Raw genomic sequence first — 15,559 nt, 5'->3', positions numbered from 1 at the left:
AAAACTAGGTGCCAACTGCACCGCCATCCTTGCGCCGGATGACCACGGTGGCCGAACGCGGCCGTCCGCCGGCGGGGCCGTCGGGCCATTGGCTCACCGCTTTCGGCTGGGCCGGGTCGCTGCGCTCGCTGGCGGGTTCGCCGGGGTGCTGGATGTTGATGAACACCGCGCGGCGGTCCGGCGTGAAGGTCACACCCGTGATTTCGCAACCGGCTGGTCCGGTCAGGAACCGCTTGGTCTCGCCGGTGTTCGGGTCGGCGCACAACATCATGTTGTTGCCCATGCTGGCGTAGGCCCCTTTGTGCAATGTCGAGGTCGACACGTCGGTCTGTATCCAGAGCAGGCCGCTGGCGTCGAACTGCAAACCGTCCGGGCTGCCATACATGTCGCCCTTGATGGTGCCGCGGTACTCGGCCTTGCCGGCGTTGGGATCGCCGGCCAGCGCAAAGTGCATCCAGCGGAACTCGGTTGCGCTGGCGTCGCCGTCGGGGGTGCCGCCTGCAAGGCCCTGCCCCTTGCCTTCGCGCCAGCGAATGATGTGGCCCATGATGTTGTCCTTACGTGGGTTGGCCGCATCCGGGCCGGTGCCGCCCTGGCCACGCGCGCTGTTGTTGGTCAGGGTCACAAACACCTCGCCGGTGTTGGGATGCACCGCCACCCACTCGGGTCTGTCCATCTTCGTGGCGCCCACGGCATCGGCCGCCTGGCGGCACTTGACCAGCACCTCGGCCTGGCCGGCAAAGCCGTTGGCAGCAGTCAGACCGTCTTCGCCATGTACCAGCGGCAACCAGCGACCATAACCCTGGGCGTCAAAACGCGCCACGTACAAGGTGCCGTGGTCCAGCAAGTCCTTGTTCGCGCGGTAGCCGCCGGGTTTGACCTTGTCGCGGCTGACAAATTTGTAGATGTATTCAAAACGTTCGTCGTCGCCCATGTAGACCACGGCACGGCCGTCGCGCGTCAAGGTGCTGGTGGCGCCTTCGTGTTTCAGGCGGCCCAGTGCCGTGCGTTTGATCGGGGTTTGCGTCGGGTCCTGCGGATCAATCTCCACCACCCAGCCAAAACGGTGCGGCTCATTAGGCGTTTTCACGGCGTCGAAACGCGTATCAAACTCGTGCCAGCGGTAGCCAAAACCTTGCGGCCGCATGCCGTAGCGCAACTCGTCCGGATTGGGCTTGGCCTGCGCCGAGAAATAACCGTTCCAGTTTTCCTCGCAGGTCAAAAATGTGCCCCAAGGCGTCTGCCCTGCCGCGCAATTGTTCAGGGTGCCCAGGGGCCGCAGGCCACTCGGGTCGGCAGCGGTTTTCAGCAAGGCATGGCCGGCCGCCGGGCCGCTGAACACCATCGGTGTGGCAGCCGTGATGCGGCGCGCATAACGCGAGTTGGGCATCACCCGCCAGACGCCGCCACGCTCCAGCACTTCCACCACGCTGACGCCGTGGGCGGCCTGTGATTTGTGTACTTTTTCTGGCGTCCAGGTTTTCATGCCGTCGCTGTGCAGCAGCCCGTCGTCGGTGTATTCGTGGTTGATGGCCAACAGGCCGTGGCGCGGGTTTTTGTCGAGCGGGAAATACTCCATGCCGTCGTGGTGCATGCCGGCCTGCAACAACTGCTCCTGCCAGTTGTTCGACGCGTCGGCGCTGAAGGCCGGTGCGGCCGCGCCGGCAATCCCGGTCGCATCACCCCAGCGGTACAAGACCTGGGCTTCGTATTCAGGCGGGACCACCAGCGTGTCGGCAACAGACACCGGCACACTGCTAAAACCCAGCGGCCGGCCTTTGGCGGTACTTGCCGCGTTGGCGCTCAAGGTGTGCGAACCCATCAGCAGCGCCACCGCGGCTGTCGTGCAGCGCAGCACATGGCGGCGCTCGCCGTCTATCTCGTGAATAGACGGATTGGGCGCCGTATTGACGCCGTTTTCCGGCTCGTAAACCTTGCCAAACCCTTGACCCATGAATCACTCTCCATCGTGTTTTTGATTGATGACGTGATTCTGAAAGCCGGGGGTGACGTGTTCATGTCGGTTTGATGGCAGTTTGATGACAGCCCGCTGGGGGATGCTTTTTTGCTACTAAATGAATAGCGTCTTGCGCCCTCTGGTATTGGGCTAGAAACCTAAAAGGCTTAAGAAACCCTTCTATCCGTGTTTGACGGCATCAAGCAGCTGCTTCGGCTTGTCAGCAACAGCAGATCCCACGTATCGGCTGCGGAGGCCCGATCTCACCGCTCTATTCACGCGGCTATGATTGATTTCAAGTTCAACGCCCACAACAAACTCACGGGCCCCGCGCAAAGGAGACTATGGTGGATGTAGACATTTCCCTCAGTGAGACGATCAGCGAAGAAGAGGTGCTGAAGCTCTACCGAGCCAATGCGTGGTCATCCGCTGAAAAGCCCGCTCAGTTGATGGCGGCGTTGAGAGGTTCGCACGCCCTCGTCACGGCGCGTGTTTCGGGAGAGCTTGTTGGACTTGGCAACGCCATTTCCGATGGTCACCTCGTCGTCTACTTTCCCCACCTGTTGGTCCTCCCGGGCCTTCACGGACATGGCATTGGCAGAAAAATGATGCAAGCCTTTCTGGAGAGGTACGGAAGCTTTCACCAACTGATGCTGACCGCCGACGGGCGTGCGGTCGAGTTCTACAAGCAACTCGGCTTCGAGCGCGCGGGCCAAACAGAGCCGATGTGGATATATGCGGGCACCGAGCATTGACCTGCTGCCGGTCATACACGAGCCTTCAACGGCACATTCCATTGCAATGACCTCCATGCGTGAAACCCAACTCGACCTCAGCCATCGTCTCGTTGCGATGGTGCGTGAGTCGGCCCGGTTGATGGACGCACTGTCGGCGGTCCGCGAACTCAAGCTCCATTCATGGTGCATCGGCGCCGGGGCCGTCCGAACCCTGGTTTGGGACACCTTGCATGGGTTTCAAGCGCCCTCGCCACTGGAAGACATAGACGTCGTGTACTTCGACGCATCGGCGGTGAACACCCAGAACGATACAGATTTCGAAAGAAAACTTTCCCTGTGTATGCCGGGGATTCGTTGGGAGGTCACCAATCAGGCTTCGGTGCATCAGTGGTTCAAGGCGCACCTAGGCCAGGCGGTCAAACCACTCCAGTCGCTGGAAGAAGGTGTTTCAACCTGGCCGGAATACGCGACTTGTGTGGGGGTCATGCTGGGCCCTGACGACGCGATACGCGTCGTGGCTCCGCATGGACTCGATGATTTGTTCAATCTCCGGGTGCGACACAATCCGCTCCGTGCAAGCGTTGAAACCTACCGCCAGCGAGTGTCGGCGAAGCGGTTCAAGGAACGATGGCCAAAGGTCTGAGTGGTTCCGGCCTGAGACAGGCGCCATCCGAACGTTCGCGGCATCGAGCCCATCGCAATTTGATAAGCTCGACGCATGACCCCACACAGCATCCTAGAGGACTTGTGGCGAGCCGCCCAATTGCCGCCCGAGGCCCTGGCTTTCACGGATCTTTCTGGCGCAGACCCTGTATTCCCCTCCTCCTTTCGCGTTGGCGCTGCGGCACAAAGCACGATTGCCGCCGCTGCTTTGGCCGCGTGTGAAGTCGGTCACCAGCGTGGCGCTGCCCGTCAGCGCGTGGCTGTCGAGATGGCACACGCGGCCGTCGAGTGCACAGGCTGGTTCAGCATCGACGGCCAGACGCCGGAAGTTTGGGATGTATTTTCTGGCCTGTACCGATGCGCCGATGGCCATGTCAGGATCCACACCAACTTTGCGCACCATCGCGAGGGTGCCCTGCGTTTGCTGGGGCTGAACCCGGCGACCGCACAACGCCGTGACGCCGAAAAGGCTTTGCTTGGCTGGCGTGCGCGCGACTTTGAAGAAGCCACTGCGAAACAACATCTGGTGGCGACCGCCTTGCGCAGTTTTGATGAATGGGATGCCACCCCGCAGGGACTGGCCTTGCGCACCCAGCCGCTCTTTACCATCGAGCGCATCGGCGACCCCAAGGATGCAACACCCCTCACCTTGCCGCCGCTGCGCGATGACGCGTTGCCACTGAGCGGCGTGCGCGTTCTCGACTTGACGCGCATTCTTGCGGGACCTGTCGGTGGTCGCGCACTGGCGGCTTATGGCGCCGATGTGATGCTGATCAACTCACCAAACTTGCCCAACATCGATGCCATCGCGGACACCAGCCGCGGAAAACTATCCGCCCATGCGGATTTGCATACCGCCCAGGGCCGCGCAGCTTTAGAGCAGCTACTCGGCGATGCGCATGTCTTTGTGCAAGGTTATCGACCCGGGGGACTACAGGCCCTGGGCTATGGCAGCGAAGAAATAGCGCGATTGCGTCCAGGCATCGTCTATGTCTCGCTGTCAGCGTATGGCACGCAAGGTCCGTGGGCTGAACGGCGTGGCTTTGACTCGCTGGTGCAAACGGCCATGGGTTTCAACCATGCGGAGGGACAGGCGGCCGGAGATGGTGTCCCACGACCTATGCCCATGCAGATTCTGGATGAAGCAACGGGCTACCTGATAGCGTTTGGTGCGGCGGCAGCGCTGTGGCGCCAGCAACGCGAGGGCGGCAGTTGGCATGTGCAAGTCTCGTTGGCTCAAACAGGGCAATGGCTGCGCAATCTCGGACGCGTGCCCGGCGGCTTGGCCGCGGCGAGACCCCCTATGGCCCCCTATCTTGAGGTTTCCCCCTCCGGATTCGGTACGTTGTGCGCCGTGCGCCACAGTGCCCAACTTGCACGCACGCCTGCCAAATGGGCGCGGCCCTCGATGCCGCCTGGCAGCAGCGCGCCCGCGTGGCCTTAGCCTAGGCCAGCACCCCGAGCCTGCGTCGAACTCGGATTGCAGTTGCTCAGATTTGCACAGTCAAGTACACGCCTTCTCGCCCGACCACCGGTTCACGGGTCGGCATAAAAATCGTGCAGTTGTCGCAGGGTGAGCGGATTTCGTTGCCCGCGTCGACCGCGATCAGTTCGCCCTTGTTGAAGATCTCAAAACCGATCACAGGCCTTGTGAACGCGAAACTCTCGGACTTCACCATGTGTACCTCCAGTAGCCGGAACCGGCGCGCGGCTTCAGGTGCAGGGGCGTCTGGCGCCGCATCGATCAGCCCCAGGTGCGCCAGAAAACGCAGCGACACATCGGTGGCCAGGTCAGCGGCCGACTGGCTGAAATGCTGGCCGCACTCCACCACCAGCGCGCCGCCATCGACACCCGCCTCACCGTGACGACCGTAGCCGTTGACACCCGTGCCGGGTGCACAGCCCACGGGCATGACGAGGTGCACCAGCGGGTTGCCGACCGCCTGCGCCAAACGGCCATTGCGATCGAACTCGGGATAGACCCAGAAAGGTTGCACGGGCGCGCGCGTGGAGTGAATGTCCAGCACGTAGTCGGCCGCGTCCAGCACAGGCCGCAGTTCGCGCGCGCGGCGCAGCTCGGGGCTTTGCTCCGGGCCGTCGAGCATTTCCTTGGACCAGATGCGGTTCAGGTTGTGCACGAGTTGGCGGTTGTCGTAAGGCCGGTTGATATCGAAGGCGTTGTAGGCCTCGACATGGGCGAAGCTCACGGTGAGCGTGCCTATCTTCGGTCGTATACCTGTATCCAGCAAGTGTGTGGCCGCCACCATGCCGCAAATTTCGTTGCCATGTGTCAGCGCGTTGACCAGCACATGCGGCCCAGGCCGACCCGATGCGAAGCGGTGCACGTAATCGATGCCGATGTTGCCTTGCCGGTAAGCCGAGATGTCACGCGGCAGCACCTCGAGTGGCGCGGTGTCGGGGGCGAACGATGTTGGCGTCATGCGCTTATTCGCCGCGTATGCCGGCGCGTTTGACCATCTCGCCGTAGAGCGCGAGCCGCTCCGACATCATCGCGGTGAACTGCGCGGGCGATTGCACTTCGGGCGGCAGCGAACCGCGCGACAGCAATGCCTCGACCATGACCGGCTGGTCGGCCACTGAACGCACAGCCTTGTGCAAGGCGGCGATCACCTCGGGCGGCGTTTTTGCGGGCGCGGCCAGGCCGATCCACGAGGTGGTGTTAAGCACCGGATAACCCAGTTCCGCGAAGGTCGGCACATCGGGCAGCGCCGCGACACGGGTCGGAGAGGCCACGGCCAGCGCGCGCAGCTTGCCGGACTGGACGTGCGGCAGGAAAGGCGCGAGATTGTCGAGGCCGAACTGCACCTCGTTCCCGATCAAGGCGGTGACCAGCGGACCGCCGCCACGGTAGGGCACGTGGATGGCATTGAGCTGCAGCAACGACTTCATCAACTCGACATTGAGCTGCCCCATGCTGCCCGGTCCCGCGCTGCAGAAGTTGAGCTCGCCGGGACGCGCCTTCACCAGCGCGACAAACTCCTTGAAGGTCTTCGCGGGCACGGCCGGGTTCACCAGCAACACGTTGATGGAACGGGCGAGCTGGCTGATCGAGAGGAAATCTTTGATCGGGTCGTAGCCCGGGTTGGCTTGCGTCAGCGGGTTGGCCAGATGCGAACTCTGCGAGGACACGACGAGTGTGTAACCGTCGGGCTTGGCGCGTGCGACCTGCGCGCTAGCAATCGATCCCCCGGCACCGCCGCGGTTGTCGATAACCACCGCCGTACCCAGCGCCTTGGACAGCGGCTCGGCGTAGAGCCGTGCAATCAGGTCGACCGAGCCACCGGCCGGGAAAGGTACCACCAGCGTGATCGGCCGCGAAGGGTAAGTCTGGGCTTGCGCGGCCAGGGGCAACAAGGCCGTCAATCCGGCGCCGAGAATTTCGCGTCGCCGAAGCGTGGGAACTGCATTGGTGGGGCTCATGGGAGTGTCCTTGTGCGTAGAGAGCTTGCAAAGCCGGATCGGCATAATGCATGGATTATTGCAAAAATTATTTTCCATGCAATATTTTCGGCAGAAATGAGATCCCTCCAGACACCACATGCAGAAGGTCTTGCGAGCATGAATCTGAACCAACGCATCTCGACTTACGGCAAGAAGCTCACCAAGAGCGAGCAACGCCTGATTGAGGAGTTGCAGGCACATCATCCGCAAGGCCTGCTCGCCTCGGCCACAAGCCTTGCCAAAAAAGTGGGCACCAGCGCGTCCACCGTGGTCCGCTTGCTCGCCAAGCTGGGTTATGAAAGTTACGCCGAAGCGCAGATGGAAGCCCGCGCTGAGGTGACCGCCCTGCTGGCCTCGCCCGCCACGCGTGCTGACGCCGTGATCAACGACGACAGCTCCATCCGGTCCTGCCTGGCCAACGCGCTGCTGCACGACCAGCACAACCTCAGCGCCACTTTCGCGTCGCTCGACGTGGCGGCCTTCGAAGCTGCGGTGCGACTGCTCACGCAGCGCAAGGTGCGTGTGCATGTGCTCGGGCAAAGGCACGGCGCCGCGATGGCCAGCCACCTGGCGCTGCATCTGAACCTGTGCCTGCCCGACGTGCGTCTCATGGCGTCGGCTAGCCCGCTGCTGCTCGAAGACCAGTTGCTCTGGATCGACGAACACGATGTGTTGCTCACCCCCACCTTCAGGCGCCATTCACTCGCTATCACGCGCGCGGCCAAGTACTTTCGTGACAAGGGAGCGAAGGTGATCGTGATCACCGACGGACCGACAGCACCCGCGGCGGCATCGGCCAACCACCTGCTGCTGGTGCGCACCTCCAGCGCATCGCCCTTTGATTCGTACACGGCGGCGCTCTCGGTGTGTAATGCGCTGATCACGGCCGTGGCGCAGCGCCGCAAGAAGGAAATGGGCGCCGCGCTCGAACGCGGCGAAGCCCTCTGGGAACGGCACTGGAACGACGCGGCCCCTCCAGCGCGCAAGTCCTCCTCAGCCCGCTGACTTGTTGCACCTTGACCGGCGTCGTGCGGTCAGCGACTTTGCCCGTCTACGAAGCCCGATGGAAGCAACGCCAAGGTCCGCTTTCGGAGACGGAAAGGCCCGCAATGGGCGGTAGATTCAACCGGACAACGGGTTGCGCTTGGGCACCCGCAATGCAGCGAGGCTGCCGATCGTCAGTGTCGGCTTGCCGTCGGCTATGAAGTGCTCTATGCCGGCAGCGTGCGGCGGCAAGGCAGCAACGCTCAATGGCAGCTCGTAGATGAGCGCATCGTCGATCACAAGCCGCCAGGATTGTCCTTTCCCAAGGCCGTGAGCCCTGCCCTCGGCAGGGCTCACGGCTTACTAGATGCTTTTGGACCGGTTCGGTTTGACCCGTGGCGGTGGCGAGGGCCAGCGTCTGCTGGTCATCGGTGGCGCAGGCGGTATGGCGTCTACCCCCTATGATGGCCACCATGCAGGAGCTCTTCGATTCGCGGCGTGTGCACTACTTTCAGCAGGTCGTTGCCAGCGGCTCGGTGCGCGCCGCCGCGGAGCAGCTCGGCATCGAGCCCTCGGCCGTGAGCCGCGCCGTTGCGCTGCTGGAGAAGGAATGCGGGATGACCCTGCTGGAGCGCCGCGGCCGCGGCGTCGTACCCACGGATGCAGGCCGGCTACTCGCCACCTACGCGCGGCGGCAGCTTGATGTGCAGGCGACCTTCTACGCCGAGGTCGATAGCCTGCGCAATGCTAACCGCGGCCACATCGATCTGGTGCTTGGAGAGGGCATGCTGGATCTCTTCTTCGATCCGCTCATCGCAGAGTATGTGCGCGGCCATCCGCAGGTCACATTGACGCTGAACGTCGCCAGCACCGCCGACAGCATCGACCTCATCCTCGAAGACAAGGTGGAAATCGGGATCGTCTTCCAGCCGCCACATGACGTCCGTCTGCGATCGCACCACAGCACGGCGTCGGCACCGATCCAGGCGATCGTGCATCGCTCCCATCCGCTGGCCTGCATAGATCGACCACTGCAACTCAGCGATCTGCTGGACTACCCTGGCGCGGCGATGCTCGACACCTTCGGAGTGCGCCAGCACATACAGGCCGCAGAGATCAGCGAGCAGGTGCAATTGCGCAACGTACTGACCACCAGCTCCTTCAAGGTGCTGTGGCAGTTCGCCGATGCCGGCCTGGGCTATGCACTGACCACGGCCAGCGCCCCCTTCACCTCGCGCATCCACATGCCAGACGTGGTGGCACTGCCCATGGTCAATCCGATCCTCAACCGCGGAAGCATGCATGTGATGACCCGGGTGGGCCGGCATCTGTCGCCGGCGGTCCAGTCGTTGCTTGACCATTTCATCAAGAGAATTCCCGTGCGGCGCTAGATGCCAACCGAACGGGGTACGCATGGTCCGTTGCTTTTTCGGCAACGATTCAGCGCAATGTGTGGCCTTGATAGTGCTGGGACCCCTGTAGAGAATTCGGCATATGCCTACATTGACACACCCGACCGCACAAGAATTGCTGACAGACATCCGGAGAATCGCGCCGGAACTGGTGGATATCCGACGCGAGATCCACGCGCACCCGGAACTTGCCTTCGAGGAGGTGCAGACCAGCAATCTGGTTGCCGCAAAGCTCGCCGAATGGGGATATCAGGTCGAGCGCGGCATCGGTGGCACCGGGCTGGTCGGGCAGTTGCGCCGAGGCAACGGTGTACAGCGCCTGGGCCTGCGCGCCGACATGGATGCACTGCCCATCGTTGAGCGAACCGGCCTGCCCTACAGCAGCACCGTGCACGGAAAGATGCACGCCTGTGGCCACGACGGCCATACCGCCATCCTGCTGTGCGCCGCGAAATACCTGGCTGAACATGGCCGTTTCAACGGCACGCTGAATCTCATCTTTCAGCCGGCCGAGGAGAACGAAGGCGGCGCCTTGCGCATGGTGGACGAAGGTCTTTTCGATCGCTACCCCTGCGACAGCATCTACGCGCTGCACAACGCCCCGGGTCTGCCGGTCGGCCATATGGCGATGAGCGCGGGGGCCGCCATGGCGTCCTTTGACCGAATCACGGTCGAATTGACAGGCGTGAGCGCCCACGGGGCCATGCCGCACCATGGCGTCGACCCGATGCAGTGTGCCGCGAGCATTGTGCTGGGCCTGCAAAGCCTGGTGTCGCGGGAAATCGATGCGCAGCGCGCCGCGGTCATCACGGTGGGCTCCGTCCAGTGCGGAGAGGTGTACAACATCGTGCCCGAACGCGCCGTGCTCAAGATCGGGGTGCGCACGCTGGAGCCCAAGGTACGCGAGCAGATTGAGCGCCGTATCAAGGCCTTCGTGCAGGCCCAGGCCGAAAGCTACGGCCTGGGCTGCAGCATTGAGTACGTGCACAAGTACCCAGTGCTGGTCAACCCCGCAGACCACACGGAGTTCGCCCGTCAAGTCGCCATTGACCTGCTTGGCGCCGACAAGGTGTCGGAACGCCAGCCGACCATGGGCAGCGAAGACTTCGCCTACATGCTGCAAGCCGTGCCGGGCGCCTATGTGCGGCTGGGTAACGGCGTGGGCGAAGACGGAGGCTGCATGGTGCACAACCCAGGCTACGACTTCAACGACGATGCCCTGCCCACGGGCGCGGCCTTTTGGGTCAGGCTGGTGCATGCCCGCCTGCTCTGATCGGCTGAGTGGACCCGCGAACAGAGCAAAAAGAGTGAATTGCAAGGAGACAAAAACGATGTACAGCCTCTCGAGACGATCCCTCATCGCGACCGCAGCCGCGGTGGCAGCCACCCCTGCCAGCTGGGCCCAGTCGGGGCCCTATCCGAACCGGCCGCTGTCGCTGGTCGTCCCGTATCCAGCTGGCGGCCCCAGCGATGCGGCCGCGCGCATCTTTGCCGAGGCGATCGGCAAGGACCTGAAGCAGCCGGTCATCGTCGAGAACATCGGCGGCGGCACAGGGGTGATCGGCGCCAACAAGGTGCTCGGTGCGGCGCCCGATGGCTACACCTTCTTCCACGGTTCGGTGAACGAAGTGATCCTGGCTCCGCTGCTCAACGAGGCGGCGAAATACAAGTCGACCGACTTCAAGTTCGCGCAGCCCACGACGGAAGCCACCATCGTCCTGCTCGTGCGCAATGGGCTCAACATCAATACGCTCGATGAATTCATCGCCTATGCGCAAAAAAACAAGGACAAACCGCTGAGCTTCGCGACGGTGGGCATCGACTCGCTCTACCACCTCATGGGCGAGGCGATGGCCAAACGAACGGGGGCGAACTTCCTGCACGTGCCTTACAAGGGGTCCGCGCCCGCGCTGCAGGACCTGGCCGGCGGGCAGGTGGACTTTGCCATCCTTGCCTACCAGGTCAGCATGGATGGCATGGCCCAGCAGGGGCGCCTGAAGCTGTTGACCAGCTTCTCCAAAAACCTGCCGCCCACGCTCAAGCACATTCCGAAGATCGACGCCAGCAAGCAACTGCCGGATTTCGAGCACACGATCGGCGGCGGCTACCTGGTGCGCAAGGACACGCCTGGCGCGCTCGTCGACCGTCTGCGCGTGGCGGTGGGCCATGCTCTCCAGCAAGCCGACGTGCGCGCGCGGCTGGAAGCGGAAGGCCGCACGGTGTTGCTGCCACTCGCCACACAAGCGCAAGCGGATGCCTACTTGGTGGCCCAGGTCAATCGCTACATACAGCTGTTGAAGGACGTCGGCCGCCAGCCTGTACGCTGAGGGTGTGGTAAGCCAACCGCCTGCACCGGCAGGCTGCGGGCGGAAGGCCTAGGCCGCCGCTTCGGCGGTGTGAGGCTGCGGCCCCAGGCCCGTACAGCACCAATGCGGCGGCCAGTGCCCCGTCGGCGCCCTCGGCCAGCCACGCCCGCACAAAGCCAGTACCTCGGTTTTCTGGATCAACCAGCTTTTCACCCGGCCTTTGAGCACCGGGGTTTTGCTTGGCGAGCTCAGGCTTTTTCCATGCACCACCCGCACGCAGCTCAAGCATTCCCATGCGGGTGATCCCAGCAGCCTTTTGCCGCTGCTTATTGCAGCAGCATGACTGGCTGGTACTGGCTAGGTGCGGTTGCAGCAGTCATCGAAATTGGCGCCACATTGCTGACACCAACCTGCTGATACCAACGTCGGGTATGGAGCGAGCAGCGTGAATAACCCTATGTCAGTTGTCGGTCTTAAACGAACTACCCCAATGCAGCGGATGCCGCCGGTCGCAGTTCTCGCTTGCAGGCCGGCTTGCAGTCTTTTGTAGCCTGTCGCGGTAGACCCTTTGATCGTCAGCAAAGCCGCGTTTGCTGCCGGTCGCCACCGGCCGCTTTCTGGGCTTTGAATTTCAAAGTTTGGCCGACTCGTCAGCAGGCATTCGCTACGAAAGATCTGTTTGGATGGCTGGATAAACCTTGCCAGAACGCGACCCAGGGGACCTCTGCAGTTTCGTTGATGCACGACGGGCTATTGCCGAAAAAATGCTTCGCCCAGTCACACCTTCCGAGCGAGGATCCGTTCAGAGCATTCAATAAAACTACGCAGGGTCGGCAAGTAATAAGCTGGATTCCAGACCAGCATGGCCGGTGCCAGCACTTGTTCACCGCTAATCCTCATGAATTTCACGCCGTGAACACGCGAGCGAGCCAGCGTGCGGGGCACCAGAGAAACACCCAGGCCATTGGCGACCATGGCCACAATCGTCAACCATTGACGGGCCGCATGCGCAATTTGGGGGTGTATGCCGGCGCGAGAGAAGATGGCGATCACGTTGTCATGGTTGGCAGGCGCCACATCCCGGGAAAACATCACAAACCGTTCATCGGCCAGTTGTCTCAGATCGACCGTCGCGCCCTGTGCTTTGGGATGATCCTCGGGCAAGCAGAGCACAAATTCATCTTCACCCATGGGCATCGATGCCAATTGGGGCGGAACCGTAGCGGCATTCACAAACCCGGCATGGATCTGGCCGCGCAGTAACTCATTCAACTGGTCGGCACTGGACATTTCCCTCAGCACCACATCCACGTCTGGCATTTCCGCATTGAACTGTCTCACGATGGTCGGCACTTCCCGGTAGACCAGCGAACCGGTCATGCCAATCTCCAGTCGCCCCCGCATCCCCCTGGCGACGATTTTCGCCACATTCGAAGCCCGCGCCACTTGTTCCAAAATCTGGCGCGCCTCCTCCAGGAAGGCCTCTCCGGCCTGGGTCAGCTCGACATGTTTGCTATCGCGAATCAAGAGTTGCACCTCCAACTCCTGTTCCAGCGACTTGATGGCGCTGCTCAGTGGCGGCTGCGTGATCGCAAGCTTGTTTGCGGCCCGTCCGAAATGCAATTCTTCAGCCAGTACGACAAAGTAACGAAGAAAGTGAAGCTTCATGGGTGGAGCGTGTGGGTTAGGCCGAGAGCCAATTATCTTTCAATGATTCTCAAAAAGAATTGCTCCAACCAAAAATAGGATTGGACACGAATGATTGAAGTGGGGAGGATGTGACCGCATCACTGACTGGACGGTGCCAAATGACATTCACAAACGGAGACGCTTCATGACAATCCTTCCTCGCGCCCTTACCCTGGCGGCTAGCTTGCTTGCGGCTTCGGCAGCCTTGAGTCAAATCTACCCCTCTGCGCCCGTCACGCTGGTCGTGCCATTTGCAGCCGGCAGTGGTACGGATGCGGTGGCACGCATTGTTGCAAGAAAGCTCGGCGAGCGACTCAAACAACCCGTTCTGATCGACAACAGGGCTGGTGCCAACGCCCAGATTGGCGCCCTGTTCGTGGCCAAGGCCAAGCCCGACGGCTACACCTTGCTGATGACGACCAATACATCACACTCGGCCAATCCCAGCCTGGTCCTGAATCTCAAGTACGACCCGATCAAGGATTTCACACCTGTCACCCGCATTGGTGAACTTCCCTTTGCCCTGGTGGTCAACAAAAACGATCCCGGAAAGTCGCTCAAAGACTGGATCGATCAAGCCAAACTCAACCCCGGAAAATTTTCTTACGCCACGCCGAACAGCACCTCCCTGGTGGCCTCTGAAACCATCAAGCGGATTGCGGGCCTGGATGTCGTTGCGATTCCCTACAAATCGAGCCCCCAGGCCCTCACCGATCTGATCGGTGGGTCAGTCCAGATGTACGTCGTGGATCTGGGTTCTGGCATGGGCATGATTAATGCGGGAAGCGTACGGGTTCTGGGCGTCACGACAAAAGAGCCGCTGAAAGCGATACCAGGGGCAGTTCCCATCGCCAAAGTGGTCCCCGGCTTTGACTTGACATCCTGGAACGGCATCTTCGGACCGGCGGGCACGCCCAAGCCTGTGGTGGACAAGCTGAACATGGAGCTGCAAGAGGTGCTGGCCGACAAGGACGTACAGAAAGCACTGAGCCAGCTTGGCTTTGAGACCTGGCCGACCAAGACGCCGGAAGAGTTTGCCAAATACGTGGCGGACCAGCTCGCGCACTGGAGCACCCTCATCAAGCAAGCCGGCATTCGCCCGGAATAAACATGAGCGCTCCGTATTCAGCCTCCACCTCCGGTCCGCTGGCAGGTGTGAAGATTCTCGACCTGACCTCTGTTGTCATGGGGCCTTTTGCGACCCAGATTCTTGCGCAATTGGGCGCCGAGGTGATCAAGGTGGAGACCCCGGAAGGCGACAACATGCGCCACGTCGGCCCGATGGCCCATGCCGGCATGGGACATATCTTCCTGCATGCCAACGCCGGCAAGAGAAGTATCGTCCTGGATCTCAAACATCCGGAAGGCCTGGAGGCCGCCTTGAAAATGGCAGAGGGTTGCGACGTGTTTATCAGCAACGTGCGGCCACAGGCTTTGGCCCGCTTGGGGCTGGACTACGAGGCGATACGTCTGCGCAACCCCCGCATCATCCATGTGAGTTGTTGTGGGTTTGATCAAGACGGTCCAGATGCCGCCCGGCCGGCTTACGACGATCTGATTCAGGGTGCAACAGGTGTGCCGTGGCTGATGGAGCAATATGGGACGCCCGAGCCCGCCTATGCCCCGACCACGCTGGCAGATCGCGTGACGGGCCTGCACACCGTTTACGCCGTCACGGCGGCACTGTATGCCCGTAGCCAGTCGGGCGTGGGTCAGTCCGTGGTGGTGCCTATGTTTGAAGCCATGGCCCAGTTCATCCTGGGTGATCACATGGCCGGCCTGACTTTCGAGCCGCCGCTTGGGAAGCCCGGCTACGCACGCCTGCTGACGCCACACCGCAAGCCTTATGTCACCAGCGATGGCATGTTGTGTGTCCTGATCTACAACGACAAGCACTGGAAAAGTTTCTTTGACGCCATAGGCGAGTCCGATGGCCTGGGCCGCGATCCGCGTTTTGTGACACACAGCGCACGTGCGGCCCATATTGACGAGGTTTATGCGGAAGTCGCCCGCATCCTCCGCAGCCGCAGCACCGCGCAATGGCGCACCTTGCTGGATGCGGCCGACGTGCCCAACATGCCGATGAACAGTCCGGAAGACCTGTTGGTCAATCCACAACTGCGCGCCACGGGCTTTGTGCGTGACAGCGTTCATCCGACGGAAGGGCCGATGCACACACTCGCGCACCCAACGAAGTGGTCGGCCACGCCGCCTGCGCGCAGCTTTTCGCCCGCGCCAAGATTGGGTGAACACACCCGACAAGTCCTGGCAGAAGCGGGTTACACCCCAGAACGCATCAACACCTTGATCGAACAGGGTGCTTGCCGAACTTCCATCTGAAAGGAATAA

Annotated in this window: 14 protein-coding genes and 1 pseudogene; 9 read left to right on the top strand and 6 right to left on the bottom strand. The window is 61.8% G+C overall.

From position 1 onward, the window contains the following. Positions 1-4 precede the first annotated feature (4 nt). Positions 5-1,954 carry a PhoX family protein gene (locus R6254_RS20590; RefSeq protein WP_318409550.1) on the bottom strand — a complete coding sequence of 650 codons (1,950 nt, stop codon included), beginning with the start codon at positions 1,952-1,954 and terminating at the stop codon, positions 5-7. Between the two features lie 350 nt (positions 1,955-2,304). On the opposite strand from R6254_RS20590, the gene R6254_RS20585 reads away from it, so the two are divergent. The 3 genes from R6254_RS20585 to R6254_RS20575 all read left to right on the top strand — a co-directional run bounded on the left by R6254_RS20585 (position 2,305) and on the right by R6254_RS20575 (position 4,801). Then, positions 2,305-2,712 carry a GNAT family N-acetyltransferase gene (locus R6254_RS20585; protein ID WP_318409549.1) on the top strand — a complete coding sequence of 136 codons (408 nt, stop codon included), beginning with the start codon at positions 2,305-2,307 and terminating at the stop codon, positions 2,710-2,712. 46 nt (positions 2,713-2,758) lie between these two features. Continuing rightward, positions 2,759-3,337, top strand: a complete 579-nt coding sequence (locus R6254_RS20580; protein WP_412103203.1) for a nucleotidyltransferase family protein — start codon at positions 2,759-2,761, stop codon at positions 3,335-3,337. Positions 3,338-3,412: 75 nt separating this feature from the next. After that, complete coding sequence (locus R6254_RS20575; RefSeq protein WP_318409548.1) at positions 3,413-4,801, top strand: CoA transferase; 1,389 nt, start codon at positions 3,413-3,415, stop codon at positions 4,799-4,801. 46 nt (positions 4,802-4,847) lie between these two features. Here R6254_RS20575 and R6254_RS20570 read toward each other — a convergent pair whose 3' ends face one another. Continuing rightward, complete coding sequence (locus tag R6254_RS20570; RefSeq protein ID WP_318409547.1) at positions 4,848-5,798, bottom strand: M14 family metallopeptidase; 951 nt, start codon at positions 5,796-5,798, stop codon at positions 4,848-4,850. Between the two features lie 4 nt (positions 5,799-5,802). Then, positions 5,803-6,798 carry a Bug family tripartite tricarboxylate transporter substrate binding protein gene (locus R6254_RS20565; RefSeq protein ID WP_318409546.1) on the bottom strand — a complete coding sequence of 332 codons (996 nt, stop codon included), beginning with the start codon at positions 6,796-6,798 and terminating at the stop codon, positions 5,803-5,805. A gap of 138 nt (positions 6,799-6,936) precedes the next feature. On the opposite strand from R6254_RS20565, the gene R6254_RS20560 reads away from it, so the two are divergent. Beyond that, positions 6,937-7,824, top strand: coding sequence for a MurR/RpiR family transcriptional regulator (locus R6254_RS20560; protein ID WP_318409545.1), 888 nt, complete (start codon positions 6,937-6,939; stop codon positions 7,822-7,824). A gap of 117 nt (positions 7,825-7,941) precedes the next feature. On the opposite strand, the gene R6254_RS20555 is transcribed toward R6254_RS20560, so the two are convergent. After that, the gene (locus tag R6254_RS20555; protein WP_318409544.1) at positions 7,942-8,103 is read right to left on the bottom strand and encodes a hypothetical protein; all 162 of its coding nucleotides are present in this window, start codon (positions 8,101-8,103) and stop codon (positions 7,942-7,944) included. Between the two features lie 173 nt (positions 8,104-8,276). On the opposite strand from R6254_RS20555, the gene R6254_RS20550 reads away from it, so the two are divergent. The 3 genes from R6254_RS20550 to R6254_RS20540 all read left to right on the top strand — a co-directional run bounded on the left by R6254_RS20550 (position 8,277) and on the right by R6254_RS20540 (position 11,542). Beyond that, complete coding sequence (locus tag R6254_RS20550) at positions 8,277-9,194, top strand: LysR family transcriptional regulator (protein WP_318409613.1); 918 nt, start codon at positions 8,277-8,279, stop codon at positions 9,192-9,194. Between the two features lie 103 nt (positions 9,195-9,297). Next, a complete protein-coding gene (locus R6254_RS20545) occupies positions 9,298-10,488 on the top strand; it encodes a M20 aminoacylase family protein (protein WP_318409543.1) in 1,191 nt (396 codons plus the stop codon). A 58-nt stretch (positions 10,489-10,546) separates the two neighbouring features. Then, positions 10,547-11,542, top strand: a complete 996-nt coding sequence (locus tag R6254_RS20540; RefSeq protein ID WP_318409542.1) for a tripartite tricarboxylate transporter substrate binding protein — start codon at positions 10,547-10,549, stop codon at positions 11,540-11,542. Positions 11,543-11,633: 91 nt separating this feature from the next. Here the strand turns inward: R6254_RS20540 and R6254_RS20535 are convergent. After that, positions 11,634-11,806, bottom strand: a pseudogene (locus R6254_RS20535) (Smr/MutS family protein); the annotation flags it as partial. A 492-nt stretch (positions 11,807-12,298) separates the two neighbouring features. Next, positions 12,299-13,189, bottom strand: coding sequence for a LysR substrate-binding domain-containing protein (locus R6254_RS20530; RefSeq protein WP_318409541.1), 891 nt, complete (start codon positions 13,187-13,189; stop codon positions 12,299-12,301). 166 nt (positions 13,190-13,355) lie between these two features. Here R6254_RS20530 and R6254_RS20525 point away from each other — a divergent pair, with 166 nt between their 5' ends. Both R6254_RS20525 and R6254_RS20520 read left to right on the top strand, forming a co-directional pair. Next, the gene (locus R6254_RS20525) at positions 13,356-14,318 is read left to right on the top strand and encodes a Bug family tripartite tricarboxylate transporter substrate binding protein (RefSeq protein ID WP_318409612.1); all 963 of its coding nucleotides are present in this window, start codon (positions 13,356-13,358) and stop codon (positions 14,316-14,318) included. A 2-nt stretch (positions 14,319-14,320) separates the two neighbouring features. Then, positions 14,321-15,550: a CaiB/BaiF CoA transferase family protein gene (locus R6254_RS20520; protein ID WP_318409540.1), complete on the top strand. Its 1,230-nt coding sequence runs from the start codon at positions 14,321-14,323 to the stop codon at positions 15,548-15,550. The last annotated feature ends 9 nt before the right edge of the window (positions 15,551-15,559 follow it).

The sequence above is a fragment of the Polaromonas potterensis genome (assembly GCF_033446725.1).
Classification (GTDB): domain Bacteria; phylum Pseudomonadota; class Gammaproteobacteria; order Burkholderiales; family Burkholderiaceae_C; genus Polaromonas.
This window is presented reverse-complemented; position numbering and strand designations above follow the sequence as displayed.

What these genes read in the sequence shown, in the direction of transcription:
- R6254_RS20560 (WP_318409545.1), top strand. Translation starts at nt 6,937, where the DNA reads ATGAATCTGAACCAACGCATCTCGACTTACGGCAAGAAGCTCACCAAG.
- R6254_RS20540 (WP_318409542.1), top strand. Translation starts at nt 10,547, where the DNA reads ATGTACAGCCTCTCGAGACGATCCCTCATCGCGACCGCAGCCGCGGTG.
- R6254_RS20590 (WP_318409550.1), bottom strand. Translation starts at nt 1,954, where the DNA reads ATGGGTCAAGGGTTTGGCAAGGTTTACGAGCCGGAAAACGGCGTCAAT.
- R6254_RS20545 (WP_318409543.1), top strand. Translation starts at nt 9,298, where the DNA reads ATGCCTACATTGACACACCCGACCGCACAAGAATTGCTGACAGACATC.
- R6254_RS20565 (WP_318409546.1), bottom strand. Translation starts at nt 6,798, where the DNA reads ATGAGCCCCACCAATGCAGTTCCCACGCTTCGGCGACGCGAAATTCTC.
- R6254_RS20570 (WP_318409547.1), bottom strand. Translation starts at nt 5,798, where the DNA reads ATGACGCCAACATCGTTCGCCCCCGACACCGCGCCACTCGAGGTGCTG.
- R6254_RS20550 (WP_318409613.1), top strand. Translation starts at nt 8,277, where the DNA reads ATGCAGGAGCTCTTCGATTCGCGGCGTGTGCACTACTTTCAGCAGGTC.
- R6254_RS20580 (WP_412103203.1), top strand. Translation starts at nt 2,759, where the DNA reads ATGACCTCCATGCGTGAAACCCAACTCGACCTCAGCCATCGTCTCGTT.
- R6254_RS20530 (WP_318409541.1), bottom strand. Translation starts at nt 13,189, where the DNA reads ATGAAGCTTCACTTTCTTCGTTACTTTGTCGTACTGGCTGAAGAATTG.
- R6254_RS20520 (WP_318409540.1), top strand. Translation starts at nt 14,321, where the DNA reads ATGAGCGCTCCGTATTCAGCCTCCACCTCCGGTCCGCTGGCAGGTGTG.
- R6254_RS20575 (WP_318409548.1), top strand. Translation starts at nt 3,413, where the DNA reads ATGACCCCACACAGCATCCTAGAGGACTTGTGGCGAGCCGCCCAATTG.
- R6254_RS20525 (WP_318409612.1), top strand. Translation starts at nt 13,356, where the DNA reads ATGACAATCCTTCCTCGCGCCCTTACCCTGGCGGCTAGCTTGCTTGCG.